At 33.1% G+C, this 15,012-nt stretch carries 13 protein-coding genes and 6 pseudogenes; 9 read left to right on the top strand and 10 right to left on the bottom strand.

Annotated elements, in window-relative coordinates; genetic code table 11:
- Nucleotides 1-39: 39 nt before the first annotated feature.
- Nucleotides 40-501: pseudogene (locus tag NSQ40_RS28110) on the bottom strand (IS6 family transposase); the annotation flags it as partial.
- 394 nt (nt 502-895) lie between these two features.
- Here NSQ40_RS28110 and NSQ40_RS28105 point away from each other — a divergent pair.
- The 4 genes and pseudogenes from NSQ40_RS28105 to NSQ40_RS28090 all read left to right on the top strand — a co-directional run bounded on the left by NSQ40_RS28105 (nt 896) and on the right by NSQ40_RS28090 (nt 4,568).
- Entirely contained in the window at nt 896-2,017 is a 1,122-nt protein-coding gene (locus tag NSQ40_RS28105) for a SagB/ThcOx family dehydrogenase (RefSeq protein WP_097787491.1), read from the top strand.
- A gap of 3 nt (nt 2,018-2,020) precedes the next feature.
- Nucleotides 2,021-3,247 carry an MFS transporter gene (locus NSQ40_RS28100; RefSeq protein WP_098102144.1) on the top strand — a complete coding sequence of 409 codons (1,227 nt, stop codon included), beginning with the start codon at nt 2,021-2,023 and terminating at the stop codon, nt 3,245-3,247.
- Between the two features lie 145 nt (nt 3,248-3,392).
- Nucleotides 3,393-3,554: pseudogene (locus tag NSQ40_RS28095) on the top strand (IS6 family transposase); the annotation flags it as partial.
- A 129-nt stretch (nt 3,555-3,683) separates the two neighbouring features.
- A complete protein-coding gene (locus NSQ40_RS28090) occupies nt 3,684-4,568 on the top strand; it encodes an Rpn family recombination-promoting nuclease/putative transposase (protein WP_098159478.1) in 885 nt (294 codons plus the stop codon).
- Nucleotides 4,569-5,019: 451 nt separating this feature from the next.
- On the opposite strand, the gene NSQ40_RS28085 is transcribed toward NSQ40_RS28090, so the two are convergent.
- On the bottom strand, nt 5,020-5,463 hold the full coding sequence (locus NSQ40_RS28085) for a hypothetical protein (protein ID WP_098159477.1): 444 nt from the start codon (nt 5,461-5,463) through the stop codon (nt 5,020-5,022).
- Between the two features lie 72 nt (nt 5,464-5,535).
- On the opposite strand from NSQ40_RS28085, the pseudogene NSQ40_RS28080 reads away from it, so the two are divergent.
- Nucleotides 5,536-5,652, top strand: a pseudogene (locus tag NSQ40_RS28080) (IS6 family transposase); the annotation flags it as partial.
- Nucleotides 5,653-5,812: 160 nt separating this feature from the next.
- Here the strand turns inward: NSQ40_RS28080 and NSQ40_RS28075 are convergent.
- From NSQ40_RS28075 to NSQ40_RS28050, 6 genes and pseudogenes are all read right to left on the bottom strand, one after another.
- Nucleotides 5,813-6,307, bottom strand: coding sequence for a DinB family protein (locus NSQ40_RS28075; protein ID WP_306475154.1), 495 nt, complete (start codon nt 6,305-6,307; stop codon nt 5,813-5,815).
- A 144-nt stretch (nt 6,308-6,451) separates the two neighbouring features.
- A pseudogene (locus tag NSQ40_RS28070) lies at nt 6,452-6,571 on the bottom strand (DUF6262 family protein); the annotation flags it as partial.
- 496 nt (nt 6,572-7,067) lie between these two features.
- Entirely contained in the window at nt 7,068-7,775 is a 708-nt protein-coding gene (locus NSQ40_RS28065; RefSeq protein ID WP_327807549.1) for an IS6 family transposase, read from the bottom strand.
- A 136-nt stretch (nt 7,776-7,911) separates the two neighbouring features.
- Nucleotides 7,912-8,502 (bottom strand): annotated as a pseudogene (locus NSQ40_RS28060) (IS6 family transposase); the annotation flags it as partial.
- A 109-nt stretch (nt 8,503-8,611) separates the two neighbouring features.
- Nucleotides 8,612-9,640 carry a spore photoproduct lyase gene (gene splB, locus NSQ40_RS28055; RefSeq protein ID WP_097787444.1) on the bottom strand — a complete coding sequence of 343 codons (1,029 nt, stop codon included), beginning with the start codon at nt 9,638-9,640 and terminating at the stop codon, nt 8,612-8,614.
- Nucleotides 9,637-9,900: a transcriptional regulator SplA domain-containing protein gene (locus NSQ40_RS28050; protein ID WP_097787445.1), complete on the bottom strand. Its 264-nt coding sequence runs from the start codon at nt 9,898-9,900 to the stop codon at nt 9,637-9,639. Before NSQ40_RS28050 ends, splB begins: the two co-directional genes overlap by 4 nt.
- A 546-nt stretch (nt 9,901-10,446) precedes the next feature.
- Here NSQ40_RS28050 and NSQ40_RS28045 point away from each other — a divergent pair.
- Nucleotides 10,447-10,611, top strand: coding sequence for a DUF4021 family protein (locus NSQ40_RS28045; protein WP_077295769.1), 165 nt, complete (start codon nt 10,447-10,449; stop codon nt 10,609-10,611).
- A gap of 108 nt (nt 10,612-10,719) precedes the next feature.
- Here NSQ40_RS28045 and NSQ40_RS28040 read toward each other — a convergent pair whose 3' ends face one another.
- Nucleotides 10,720-12,948 carry an MMPL family transporter gene (locus NSQ40_RS28040; protein ID WP_341286173.1) on the bottom strand — a complete coding sequence of 743 codons (2,229 nt, stop codon included), beginning with the start codon at nt 12,946-12,948 and terminating at the stop codon, nt 10,720-10,722.
- A gap of 117 nt (nt 12,949-13,065) precedes the next feature.
- Here NSQ40_RS28040 and NSQ40_RS28035 point away from each other — a divergent pair, with 117 nt between their 5' ends.
- The 3 genes from NSQ40_RS28035 (at nt 13,066) to NSQ40_RS28025 (ending at nt 14,707) form a co-directional block, all read left to right on the top strand.
- Nucleotides 13,066-13,689, top strand: a complete 624-nt coding sequence (locus tag NSQ40_RS28035) for a TetR/AcrR family transcriptional regulator (RefSeq protein ID WP_006096977.1) — start codon at nt 13,066-13,068, stop codon at nt 13,687-13,689.
- Between the two features lie 142 nt (nt 13,690-13,831).
- A complete protein-coding gene (locus NSQ40_RS28030; RefSeq protein ID WP_098610757.1) occupies nt 13,832-14,005 on the top strand; it encodes an asparagine synthase in 174 nt (57 codons plus the stop codon).
- A 336-nt stretch (nt 14,006-14,341) separates the two neighbouring features.
- Entirely contained in the window at nt 14,342-14,707 is a 366-nt protein-coding gene (locus NSQ40_RS28025; RefSeq protein ID WP_098610756.1) for a carboxymuconolactone decarboxylase family protein, read from the top strand.
- A 124-nt stretch (nt 14,708-14,831) separates the two neighbouring features.
- Here NSQ40_RS28025 and NSQ40_RS29580 read toward each other — a convergent pair.
- Nucleotides 14,832-14,939, bottom strand: a pseudogene (locus NSQ40_RS29580) (hypothetical protein); the annotation flags it as partial.
- Between the last annotated feature and the right edge of the window lie 73 nt (nt 14,940-15,012).

The raw sequence follows: 15,012 nt of genomic DNA, 5'->3' as shown, positions 1-15,012 counted from the left end.
TTTCTATGTCTTTATCAAATGATTTTTGCACCAGAACCGTTTCTCTTCTTTCAACTCTTGAATCGCTACAGGATAGGCAGGGTTTTTATCTACTGTTATCACGCGAGGTTTAGAAACGTACGAAAAAGCCAAGGCTTTCTTGAAAAAGCACTTGGCTGCTTGTTTATCTATTGATTTACTTAGATAAAAATCAATAGTGTTCCCTTCGGAATCTACAGCACGATATAAATACATCCATTGTCCTTTTACTTTAATATAAGTTTCATCGACTCTCCATGAGTCATTTGTTGATTTAAGATGATATCGTACTTTCTCTTCTAATTGAGGTCCATATTGATGAACCCAGCGCATAATTGTTGTGTGAGCGATTGATAATCCTCGTTCTTCCATCATTTCCACCAGATTACGAAAGCTCAAATTGTACCGCAGGTACCATCTTACTGTTAATAAGATCAGTTCAGGCTGATAATGCTTCCATTTAAACAAATTTTTCTTTTCCATACTGATCACACACCTTTTCTAGAGTAATAATATCAGTATGTCTAAGTTTAAGAGATTCTTTGCACCAAAACCCGTATATGGGTTCGGATATATATGTTAAGTAGGTTTTTAATAATTTTTAAAATTCTAATAATTAATTGATTAATTTTTCCATTTATGTAATAATTATAATGATAGTATAAATAGTAGAAAATATTGGAGGTGTACATATGAGTATTTTAAAACCTTGTGTTAGTGAGTATCAAACTCGTGTAAATTCAGAACACGGAGAGACTTCACCAACAAAATAAGTAGCTTAAAAAATAAATGACTGACGAAGAAACGTCAGTCGTTTATTTTTTTATATTGATTTTAATTTATATAATATAGTTATATTCAGTTAGGAGATATTTATATGCAATTAAAAACAGCAGAAAATATACTTTATTTTTGGAAAGATGGTCATTTTATGATAGATGATTACATAAGACATGAGCAATATAGCTTAGAACCTTCGATCTTTCCTGTTTTAAATATATTTAAAGAGTGGGTAAGTGTAAGTGAGGCAATAAACGGGTTATTAAATGATAATAGAATAGTATACACGCAAGAGCAACTAGAAGAAATAATAGAAACTTTATTAAAAGCTCATATATTAATTAAAAAAGGATCTCCAGAGGAACAAGAAGAGTTTTTGTTATCTGGCTGGAAAGAATGGGGTACTTCAGCTAAATATTTCCATTTTAATACACGATTACTTCATAAGGACCAATATTTAAATGTTAATCAAGATTATGAACGATTATTAGCAAAAAAAGAAAATGCTTTAGCACCTTCTTTGTATAAGATGTATGTAGATTCTGAAGAAATACCTTTACCATTACCGAATTTTAATTTAAGTGGTGACTTTCTAAATACACTTTTAAAAAGACAAACTGTTCGTTCTTTTTCGGATGATCCCATAACAGTACAAGAGTTATCTACAATACTTTATCTTGTTTGGGGAGCACACTCTTGTAAAAGAGATATTGGAATAGGGAAAAACTTGTTTAAAACTAGCCCTTCGGGTGGTGCAAGGCATCCTATTGAAGTATATCCTTATATTTTTAACGTAAAAGGAATAAAGAAAGGTTTATATCATTACAATGTTAAAAATCATTCCCTGGATATAGTAAGACAAGAAGATATCTCAAGTACAGTTATTGATATGGCAGCTGGACAAGAGTATGTAAAAGGAGCAGCTGTTTTATTTTTCTATACAGCTTGTTTAGAACGACCTATGTGGAAGTATAAAAGTCCACGAGTATATCGTATTGTGATGATGGATGTAGGACATTTGAGTCAAACTTTTTATTTAGTAGCTTCTTGGTTACAATTAGGGGCTTTTTTTACAGCACATGCAAATGATGAACTTGTGGAAGAGATATTAGAACTTAACAAAGAGTCTGAGATCGTCTGTGGAATTTCTGGGCTTGGAAATATTAGTCGAGAAGCTGTGAATAAAGGAAGAGACTTTCGATTTAAGGGAGAGATTTAGAGTGTGAATGATTATAAAATTTTATTTAGGAATAAAAATTTAAGCATTGTATTATTTAGTCAACTGGTATTTCAATTAGGTATATGGTTTGGTACTATCGGTAATTTACAGTTTCTACAACTTCATTTGACATCTTCTTTTTTTCAAGCTTTTTTTCTTGTAATTGGTGGGGTTATAGGAGTATTAATAGGACCTTATGCCGGACGCTACATTGATTCGACGTCTAAAACAAAGGTATTACAATTAGTTGGTATTATGAGAATTATTTCGGTTATATGTATGCTCTTGGCTATCTATACAGATTCTCTTTGGTGGATGCTTGTGTATAGTATTGGTATTGGCTGTTCAGCTTCTTTTTTTAATCCAACGATTCAGTCGATTATACCAAAGATTATACATACAGACCAACTTATAATGGTTAATGCTATTAATGTAAATATTGTAACTTTATCTCGAATATTTGGTGCGGTTTTAGCTGGTGTGTTATTAACTATTGCTCCATTATATACATTGTTTTTAATCGCTTTAATAGCTTATGTTCTTCTATATATATTAAATCAATTATTGGTTGTAAAAGAAGACGATTTTCAGAGAGGAACAGCAAAATCGACTTTTCATTTTAGAGAAATTATTCCGTTATTTCATAAAAATTATTTACTAAAAATGGTTCTTATCTTATCAATTATCCCTTTAATTTTCATTTCTGGTTTTAATTTATTTGTAATAGAAATTAGTCATCAAAGTAATTCCTCTATTATGGGTATTCTTTATTTTGTAGAAGGGACTAGTATTTTAATAGCTGGTTTTTTTGTTAAGAAACTTGTAAGATATAGCTTACAACCAGTAAAAATTCTTTTGTTGATTTGTTTTTTTATGGGGATTTCTCAATGGTTACTGTCATTTTCGATTATTAGTTTATCTATTTTTGCATTTGGTTTATTTGGATTAGCTTATGGAATTTTCAATCCTCTTTTATATACTTTTTCTCAACAAACGATACCTTCTGAGCTCCATGGAAGATTTTTTTCGTTGAAAACTATGTTAGATCGGACAGTATTGCAATTATTTTTAGTGCTTATTGGCTTTTTACTAGATTACATTGGATATCAATTGTTAGTAATGGCATTAGGAACGCTAACAATCGTTATAGTGATATGCTCATTTATAATTTATCGATTTCAAATAAAGAAATTAATAATACCAAATCAAGGAATAAATGAAAAAATATAAAGTATCACTAAGGGGATTCTGTTGCAAAGTTTTCGAAACTCAAGTACATTTTGGAAAAAGATGAACGGGAGCGCAACAAATGTGATATTTTAAAGGAAAACAATTCAAACAAGCTATTATTTTAGTAGCCGTCGGCTACTATTGTCGTTTTGCTAGGTCATCGGGATTTCAAACTCTCCGGCATGCTTCTCGTACAATAAAAGGCATTGAAACCATTCATGCCCTATACAAACAAAGGCGAAGTCTTCAAATAGGCTCCGCCTTTTGGGGGTATAACGAATTACAGGAATTATTAATGGTTACATAACCATTTAACGATGCAACCCTAGATTCTCTATGTTTTGGGTAACTTTGCAACAGAAACGGGATTTGCATACAAATCGATTTATCTTGTACAATAATACTAAGAAAAAGAAACGACAGGGAGAGGAAATCCATGTCCAATAAGTTAGTAAATTTACGAATTGATTTTGCGTTTAAACAATTATTTGGTACAAAAGGAAGTGAAGATATTCTCACGGGCTTTCTTAATGCCATTTTAGAAGAATCTTTAGATGTGCCGATTGTGTCTTTACAATTGGAAGACCCACATCTCCACAAAGCATATGAAGACGATAAATTATCCATTTTAGATTTACTCGCAACCCTTGATAATGGAACACAAATAAATGTAGAGATACAGCTTCGCAATACACATGATATGATTAAACGTTCCCTCTATTATTGGTCTAAATTATATACCTCTCAAATGCAAGAAGGCATGCCGTATCGTTCGCTTCGAAAAACAATAACCATTAACCTATTAGATTTCAAGTTGTTTTCTAGTGATGAAGCATTTCATACAACAGGGAAACTCTGGAATACAAGGACACATCAAGTATTGAGTGATGATATGGAAATCCATTTTGTAGAGATCCCAAAGCTAGTTAAACAGTGGCGTGAAGAAAAAGTGAACCCATGGGAAAATGCATTTGTTCGTTGGATGTTATTATTACCAGCACATGAAGATGAACATTTGACTCAAACACTGGAGGCGATTGCTATGAATCAAGATCCAATCTTACAAAAAGCGATGGATAAATGGGAAAATATGAGTCATGATTCTTCTTTCCGAATTGCATATGAAGCTCGTGAAAAGCTTTTACTTGATGAACAAGCTAAGCTTGCACATGCAGAACAAGAGGGTATGGAAAAAGGCATTGAGCAAGGTAAGATGCAAATGATTCGAGGGATGCATGAAATTGGTGTACCGCTTGAAACTATTACAAAGGCAAGTAAGTTAAGTGTGGAGGAAGTAGAACGTATCTTGAAATTAAAGTAAATATATAAACACACACAGAACTTATTTTAAATACAAATTTGTATTCTATTCATGAGCAAACATATAGAAGAAAGTAGACGTTCATTATCGTAGTACGTCTAATCGAAAAGCATTGCTGAAGATTTTGGCAGTGCTTTTTCTAAATCAACTTTTTGATATTTTTCATTCTGTTCACAATATCACTTTTTACTTGCTAATTAAATAACTTTATTGTCATTTTACATAATCCGCCCTTACGTTGAGTACATGTATTCAACGTAAGGACCCTTTTAAATTCGTTTTTTAAGTTTCTTTGTTAAGATAATACATGAAACTAGGTCATAGTGATACATTATTTACCAACAGTTGAGATCGCTGTTCCATATAATCCCCCTTTTTTATTGGCTTTGTTAAATGATAATGTTGATATCTAGTGAAAAGAAAAGATACTTTAGTTGAAGTAGTCTTTAAATTAATTATCCCATTTAGTAACTGCATAGAGAATTTCTTTTGGATTGGGGTCGTGTTCCAAATACCCTCCATAGCGGGAAACTAGAACACCATAGCTAAAACTTTGACTAATAATCCATATACCATCATTATTAATACATTGCCATAGAATGCTAAAGTTCTCTATTGCCCATTTTCCGTTAACAAGAAATATTGGGCTGTTATCTATCCCTAAAAATAAATATACTAATTTTTCTTCAATATCTATCCCTTGCACATACTGAATAACCTCTTGTTCCCAACTAAATTCTTTTCTGAAATTACTATAATTAATTACAAAATCCCCTTTATGTAATTCAAAGTTCCATTTCTCGTGAACCTTATTAAGGATTGTTTCTAATTCTGGAGATGTAATTACATCACTTTTTTCTATAACATTTGATATATCTTGGGGTAGTAAACTCATTAATTTATTAAAAACAAAAAAGGTTCTGTTGCAAAGTTTTCGAAACTCAAGTACACTTTGGAAAAAAATGACGGCACAATAAAAGGCATTGAAACCATTCATGCCCTATACAAACAAAGGCGAAGTCTTCAAATAGGCTCCGCCTTTTCGGTGTATAACGAATTACAGGAATTATTAATGGTTGTATAACCATTTAACGATGCAACCCTAGATTCTCTATGTTTTGGGTAACTTTGCAACAGAACCCTAATATGTATCATCCCTTTTACTTTTTGTTTCACAATCGCGCCCGATTGCGAAAATTAGATGAATACTTTTTTGTCCCCCAGATTTAAGTTAAGGGAAAAAACTAATTTGTCGAGCTGATTTCATAAAGATAGAAAACATAATCATTGGATACACTTGTGTAACCCTGTTGACGTATCATTGCCGTAAGATTTCCGCGATGATATGTACCATGGTTAACAACATGCTGAACCAATTCGGAAAGATGAGTATCTAAACGCCCAAATTGTGGATGTTCGGGGGAAATCTCTTTATCCAAATCACTTTCATTGTTAAGAAACTCCTGATACTCCTCTGACAAATGTTGAAACAGCTTTTCTATTTCTTCAAGACTCTTATTCTTTGTCTTTTCTTGCGCCTGAGTGATGGAAGCTTGAATCTCTTCCATACTATTCTCCCGCATTACACCGAGCCATATTGTATCTCCCGTATAAATATGAACAAACGTCTCCGCAATCGAGGAAAAAACACTTTGTATTTCCCAATCATAAATGTCCTTCGACAATTCTTTCAATCGCTCGAAAAACTTGTTGTTCGCCCAAACATGATAATCATACAACTGTAACGCATGATGTTTTTTCAGCAGAGGTTCCTCCTCGTATAAGTTATTTTTTTTACCCTAAAATACTTCCGTCTTCATTGTAAAAATCCTTTATTCCACAATCTGGCCCTTTAGTTGAATAAAGGAGGGAACGATGTTCCTTTAGATTTTTTTATATACCTCTGCATAAGCAAATTTTAACTGCTCATGTAGTTCTTTATTTTCTTCATCCAATTTCTTAATTTTACGTTTTAAAGATACTATAATTGCATCTTTATTGGTTCTGGTGTAAAAAAACTTTTCATACCACTTGTCTACTCACCTTATATCTTTTGAGAATATATCCACATCTGTCAGCATATATATTAAATACAATAGATATGTGAAAGGGTGAGAGTGTGATTTCATCATATTCAATAAGATACATTTTAATAACGGGTAATACTTTTATAAAAAAAGTAATCACTGTATATGCATCTTCTGCGTTCTTTGCTATTGAAAAAATTAAAAAAGAATTAGAACGTCGCTTTTCTAATCCTACAAAAATTGAAGTCTATGCAGTATAAATATTTAAAACAATTCAAAAGGAAAGGTGAAACCAATATCGGTTTCACCTTTCCTTTTTTGAATTTATTATGTATTAATTACATATTAAAATTCATCTTCACCAATTAAATTCCCCGCATCCTTATCCTTGATTAAACGTTGCTTTAAAGGTTCTGGTGCAAAAATCATTTGATAAAGACATAGAAACCTACATAGTGTGTTCAATGGCAGATTATGATGCAATTCCAAACAATTTATGTATGAACCTAACTTCATTTTGGGTAGACTTCACCCACAGGTGAAGTTGTCCTTTTTTCATCATATGCATGGTTTCAACGCCACTCAATATAGAAGTGGCTGTTTCATATGACTTGAATCCTAACATAGAACGCACACGTTTCTTAATGAAACGGTGATCCTGTTCCACTATATTATTGAGATATTTAACTTGTCTTATTTGTATGCCTTCAGGCATACGTTTCTCTTCTTTTAATTCTTGAATTGCTACAGGATAGGCTGGGTTCTTGTCTACTGTTATAACGCGAGGTTTACAAATATGAGAAGCAGCCAAGGCTTTCTTGAAAAAGCGCTTGGCTGCTTGTTTATCTCTTGATTTACTTAGATAAAAATCAATGGTATTTCCTTCTGAATCGACTGCGCGATATAAATACATCCATTGACCTTTTACTTTCACATACGTTTCATCGACTCTCCAGGAATCATTTGTTGTCTTAAGATGACGTCGTACTCTTTCATCTAATTCAGGTCCATATTGATGCACCCAACGCATAATGGTGGTGTGAGCAATAGACAAACCTCGTTCCTCCATCATTTCCACCAAATCACGAAAACTTAGGTTGTACCGTAGGTACCATCTTACCGTTAATAAGATAATATCAGGTTGATAGTGCTTCCATTTGAACAAATTTTCCTTTTTCATACCGATCACACACCTTTTTTAGAGTAATAGTATCAGTATGTCCAAGATTTAGAGATTATTTGCAATTTCCCTGAAGTTTTTGCACCAGAACCGGAAAGATATAAAGAGGCGAAAAGTTTCCTAGTGGAATCTAGTCTTAAGCAGCAATTCCAAATAGTTGATGGATGAACTTCACTTGATTTTGGACAGACTTGTCCAGTAAAACAAGTTGCCCTTTTTTTACCATATGCATAGCTTCTATTCCAGAAATAATGGATGTAGCTGTGCGAAAGGATTTCAATCCTAACATCGAACGAACTCGCTTTTTAATAAACCGATGATCTTGTTCCACTATGTTATTGAGATATTTCACTTGCCTTAGTTGGATGCCTAATGGCATCTTTTTTTCTTTTCTCAATTCTTCAACTGCTATAGGATAAGCTGGATTCTTATCGACTGTCACGACACGAGGCTCAGAAATATGAAAAGACTGCAAAGCTTTCTTGAAGAATCGCTTTGCAGCCTTGTGGTTTCTTGCTTTGCTTAGGTAAAAATCGATGGTATTTCCTTTCGAATCGACAGCACGATACAGGTACATCCATTGACTTTTTACTTTGATATATGTTTCATCGACTCTACAAGAGTCATTGATTTGCTTGAGATGATGACGGATTCTTTTGTCTAATTCAGGACCATACTGATGAACCCAGGGCATAATCGTTGTATGAGCAACGGATAAGCCCCTTTTTCTAGAGTGTAGACTCATTTAAAAAACTTTGCAACAGAACGTCCTTGAAACACCGATATAGCCTTTAAAATAAATTTCCATATGCTTTTTGTAAAGTGAATGGTATCTCCTATGTGAAATATTCTAATTTTGCATTGGGAAAGAATTTCTCCATATAAGAATAAAGATAACTTTTTATATCTTCTTCTTCTTCTTTTTGATAAATGTATTTTCCAATTCCATATTTCCCCCATTTATATCTTCTTTTCTCTTCATCTAATTCTAATTTTGTCATGGGATAATTTTTTTCAATTACTCGTTTGGCAGGCTTTGTAAATCGATGTTGAATAAATTCAAATGTGATATCATCACGTGCATCAAGTGGTAATTCAGCATCAAGACGTTCAAACATATGATAGTAACCATCCTGCCAACCTTCATGCAGATAAATAGGGGCCACAATGAACCCAAGTGGATACCCGGCTCTTGCTACTTTTCCAGCGGCCTCAATCCGTTTTGCTAGGGGAGAGGTGCCGGGCTCAAAATTTTTAATAACATAGTCAGCGTTTACACTAAACCGAAATCTTGTTTTCCCGTTATGTTTTGCATCAAGTAAGTGATCTACATGATGAAATTTAGTAACAAACCTCAATTTTCCATACTCGGATTCTCCAAAATGCTCTATTGCGTGCTTAAGAGTATGAGTTAAGTGATCAATCCCTACAATATCAGATGTACAGGATGCTTCAAATCTTGTCAGTTCAGGTGCTCGTTTCTCGATATATTTGTCAGCAGCCTCAAGAATTTCGGCCACATTTACATAAGTACGGATATATGGTTTACTACCCATCGTTGTTTGTAAATAGCAATAATGACAATGGCCCATACACCCTGTTGCAAAGGGAATAGCATACTCAGCTGAAGGCTTTGAGGTGTCAAACTTTAGTGTCTTTCTCACACCAACGACAAGGGTAGATTTTGCTACCCTGTACTTTTGAAAATCATTTTCTCCTGGAAGATCTCTCACTTGGTTATGTGAGGTGGTATACCGAATTTCTACATCCATTTTTTTGAATTTTTCTTGAAGTTCTCTTCCTAACGGATAATCTAATGCATTTGGTTCAAAGTATACTAGCTTAGGTATAAATGGATTATTCATTCTAATATCCCCTCTAAAGCATCTCCATAATAGTAATTGTAAGCTTGATTTGCCTCTTCTTCTGTAGAATAAACAGCCATTTCATTTGATAATGGATAATAAGTTTCATAAAGAAATAAAGCTAATTCATTTGGATTTTCAGGGTTATTTACAACGGCTGCTGCTTGTATATTTGCTACATCCTGGGTGTGGGGGTTTCGGTAAAAAACATAGACAATATCTCCAGCATGATAAGTTTTGCCTTCGTTAAACAGTTCCATTCCATCACCTTTTCTTTTATAAAATCTATTGGGTACAGTTATTCATTACTAAATTTTTATCTTTAGCACCTAAAATTATGTCTTCTTTATTATGGAAAAGCTTTTAGCTAATTGATTTAACCCATGTGGTGACATACTTCGTTGCAAATCAATAGATTTATTTCAATTCTTTCTCTTGGTGTTCTTTTTTTAGCAAGGGGCAATTAAAAATGTTTTAGACTATAGAAAATTGATGTAATTATAATATTTTTTCAAGAAATTTTAGATTTAAAGAGAACATCCTGCATAGACATGTTATAAGTTTTTTATAAAATTGGGTTATCTAAGAAGGAAGACATATTTTGAAGAAAGTACTATTATTTGGAGATCCAGGTATTGATGATTCCTTAGCTATCATATTTTCTAGAAAAGATGACATACTATGTATATGCTATTACATTAATAGCTCAAATAATTGGTCATTCAATTGGCAGATAATTTGTTTATCTGCCAAACTCTTTCATACGCTTTTTATTTTTTAAAAATTTAGTGTTTGGAGGTATAAAAATGAATTTTCCACATTCTAAAAAAGAAAAGAGTAACAACTCAAAAAACTTAAAATCTGATACTATTAAAACTGGACTTCAACCAGTAGAACAAGCCATGAATGGATTGTACGGAATGCCAGAAACTGATATTGAAGACAAAGAACACCAAAAACCGGAAATTTGAAAAATAATTAGTATTTAGATACTACTTTTATTTTGTATACATACTTTATTCCTAATAAAAAACCAAGGGAAATCAAAGTTTCCTTGGTTTTTTAATTTTATTATATTATCAAGCATCTACTTTTTTTGTCTCTTCCTTCTTCCGAATCTTTCCAGGCCAAAAAGCGAAACGGCCTAAAACGCCTGTAAGTGAAGGAACAAGAAGAGGTCTTACTATAAATGTATCCAGTAGTACTCCTATTGCTGTAACAATACCAAATTGAACAAGTACTTGGATTGGTAAAGTAGCTAATACAGCAAATGTTCCTGCCAAGATTAAACCAGCAGACGTAATAACACTACCTGTTTGAACCACCCCGTTTTTGACTGCTTCAAGATATGGCTGGCTTCTTTTGTTTTTCCATATTTCAGAAACCATAAATATGTTATAGTCCTCTCCTAATGCTACCAAGAACACAAATGCATATAGAGGAATCGCTCCTTGTATTGCAGGAGCATCCATACCATAGTGAAGTAGTAACCATCCTGCCCCTAATGCAGAGAAGAATGATAATACCACTGTTACAATTAAGTAGATCATCGCCACAACAGAACGTAAATATACAAGTAATAATAATGCGATAATACCAATCATAACAGGAATAATCACATTTTGATCACGTTCAGTTGTTTGTTTCGTATCGTATAATGTAGCCGTTTCTCCTCCAATCCATATGTGGTTATTAGCATCACTTATTTCAGCACTTTTCATTACCTGTTTCAAACTTTTTCTTAACTCAGGGATTTTATTCATCCCCTCAATAGAATACGGATTATCTTTTATTGAAACTTCAAACATTTGTAATTGATTATTCTGTTTCCCTTGCACTGGTTCTGTTACTTGATCTATAAAAGAAAGTTTTGTTAATTCTTCTTTGACAGGTACATCTTTTCCTTTTGTATCAACAACAATTTGTACAGGTGCTAACTCACCAGGTGAAAAATGATCAGAGATTAAATTAAATCCTTCACGTGAAGGCATATCTTTTGGAAATGATTCTATTAAATCATACGTAAATTGGATACGTGGAACAAATGAAGCCAATCCACCTAATAAGAATAGTGTTAGCAGGATAATTGTCCATGGTTTACGAATAACAAGATCTCCAAGTTTTTTGCTTAAGAACCCTTTCGATTCCTTTACCTTGATTGTTTTCTTTTTTTTCTTAGCATATTCTTCATTCATTTCTCTTGTTCTTGGGATGAATGGGAAAAATGCTACTCTCCCCAAAATAGCTAATAATGCTGGTAAAATTGTCAAAGAAGCGATTCCCATAAGGAAAACAGCCACGCTAAAAGGTACTGCAAATCTATGGAAAGAACCTATATGAGCAAGTAATAGAGTACCTAATCCTACTACAACGGTAAGAGCACTCATAATGATAGCTCCACCTGATTCTTTAATTGCAAGCTGTAGCGCTTTAAATTTATTTCGCTCCACAAGAAGAAACTCTCGATATCTTGAAATTAGAAATAGACAATAATCTGTACCAGCTCCAAATAATAGTACAGTCATAATTGAAATTCCTTGCGCATCAGCAGTAATCCATCCTTTATCAGCTAAAAAACCTAAAGTTGGACTAATTATTCCATAAGCAAACCCAACTACAATTAAAGGTAAGATTGCTAATAGCGGTGAACGATAAAGAAGAATAAGTAAAGCTAAAACAAGTAATACAGTTGCAACCAATAATTTCACATCAGCCTGACTAAATATGCTTACTGCATCAGTCTGAATACCAACTGGCCCTGATAGACGTACATGCAAACCAGAATCAGAAATCTTTCTTTTAAATGGATCATCTTCCACTGTATTCTTTATGACAATCTGCAGTTCAGCCATATTCTCCTGCAGCATATCTGTCCCTACAGTTTTATCAAAAAACACAGGAGTTACAAGAGACGTACCATCTTCTGAAACATTTTTTGCTAACGCTTGGTGCGGTATGGTATCAAAAGGTGGTAACGTTGATTGCCCCTTTAATGGCGAATTTCTAAGTTTTTGATAAGTATCTTGAATTTTCTTAAAATCCTTCTCTTCTAAACCTTCATCTTTATGCCAAACAATAAGCACAGGGTTTCCTGAGTCATTCGGAAATTCTTTCTTAATTATATTATTAGCCTGTTGTGACATAGCCGTTTCAGGAAGATTAGGGGCTGTCTCATCTTCAACGGTATTCACAGCTGGCCAAGTAAACGATAAAACAAGTGTCAACAAGACCCATACAAAAAGGGTAATCCACCTTGCTTTTGGTCCACCGACATATTTCCCCCATGTATAAAGAGGATGTTTTTTCATGATATTCCACCTTTCTTACTAATTTTAGAATTAATTATATATACTGGTTAGTTAATTAATCAAGTGCTATTCAACTGATATGTTATAATATTTTAAATTATGAAGAGTCAGGAGAGAATGATATTGGAACAAAAACAACGTCCTTTAGGAAGACCACCTCAAAATAAAAATACAAAATCTACAAAAGATAAAATTGTTGATATTGCTACAAAGCTGTTTTTAAGTAAAGGTTATCAAATTGTCTCTATGGAAGATGTTGCAAAAGAGTGCGATGTAACAAAGGCAACTGTTTATTATTACTATGCTACAAAAGCTGATCTTTTTACGGATACAATGATTCAAATGATGGCACGCATTAGAGATAATATGCATAAAATTCTTTCAACAAGTAAGCCGCTTAAGGAGCGATTACTTGATGTTGCAAAAGTTCATTTAACCGCAACACTGAACATTGATATCAAGAGTTTCATGAAAGATGCAAAAATATCTCTTTCAGAGAATCACTTAATACAAATGCAAAAAGCTGAAGATAAAATGTACGAAGTATTGGATCAAGCAATACACAAAGCGATGCAAAAAGGTGAAATCCCTAAAGGGCACTCGCTTTTAAGTACTCATGCCTTTGTTGCTTTGCTATACTTAGGTGATTACAAAGATGTAAATCAAAAGCCACTGATTGCCAATATAGATGATTTAGCTGTAAGCATTGTAGATTTTTATTGGAATGGATTGGGACATTAATTCAGGATTTTTAGTTATATATATTTCCTTGATATTGGTGTTTACATATTTATATAAAAAGCGACCATACTAATTTTTATGTTAGTATTTTATTGTGAAATACTACATGTTTTACTAACTACGATGCTAGGAGGATATTACGATGGATATTCGTGAAGGATTAATTCCAACTGCATTAGGTACAGCGGTCACAACTGCAGGTTATGCACTTAAGCAGACACGTGGTTCTAATAAGATGATTGCTAATACGGTATTTGGATTTGGTTTAGCTCATGTTGTTTTAGGGGTAATTGATTTAGTCGAGCATCGTCGTTAGAACGAAGGCAAGCATATTTAAATGCTTGCCTTTTCTATACCCAAAACTTAGATATGCTCATGTGAAAATTTAAATTAGGTATATATTATGCTGAGAAGGTAGTCATACGCTATACATGTATACAAAAAATCTTACTATTTCTATTGAATGATTGAATTGATGTACAAGAACTTTTATATGAATATATATAAAATTTATCTGTTTATTTTAGAAGAATTATTTTTGAAAAGTAAAGATGCCCCCCTAAATTACATAATGTCAAACATGATTAATCAAAGTACTTTAAGCTCATACTAACGTATGTTTTATAAATACTAGAAATGGGGTTGATTAAATATGGAATTTGAAGGTAGAAATACTACTGAATCTGCACTTCATCAATATAAACATGGGTTGGGTTTATTTACGGAAAAAATGCCAAAACTGGCTGAACAGTTTAATTCTTTTACAGAGGAATGCTTTAAAGAAGGTACATTATCAAAAAAAGTAAAACAATTGGTTGCTTTAGGGATAAGCCTTTACTCTCAGGATGAGTATTGCATTATTTATCACACTAAAGGATGTATAGATCAAGGAGCTTCAGAGCAGGAAATTCTTGAGATCATTGGCGTAACAGCTGCATTTGGCGGGGGAGCTACCATGAGTCAGGCGGTCACACTTGTTCAAGAATGTATGCAAGAGTTAAATGAATTAAAGCAGTGACTATCCAAGATATTGTTAAAAACATGTTTAATTTTTTTGGTTGTATTTATTACATTTTCTTGATAAAAACCAAACAATACAAAAACTTGAGCATTTTTAATTATGCTCAAGTTTTTGTAATTCATCAATTCATGCTGTAAATTGTCCAAGATAAATATGTAGCAAAAGCAGACCATAAAAGATAAGGGGTACGGCAACGATTCAAAGAATAACCCGCCACATCTGAAAAATTTTCCAATTCGGGCGGGTATTTTTATTATGATTTATCTTGTAGTTTCCTATATAGGGGCACGGCAACGATTCCT

Source organism: Bacillus sp. FSL K6-6038, assembly GCF_038050455.1.
Lineage (GTDB): Bacteria > Bacillota > Bacilli > Bacillales > Bacillaceae_G > Bacillus_A > Bacillus_A pseudomycoides.
This window is presented reverse-complemented; position numbering and strand designations above follow the sequence as displayed.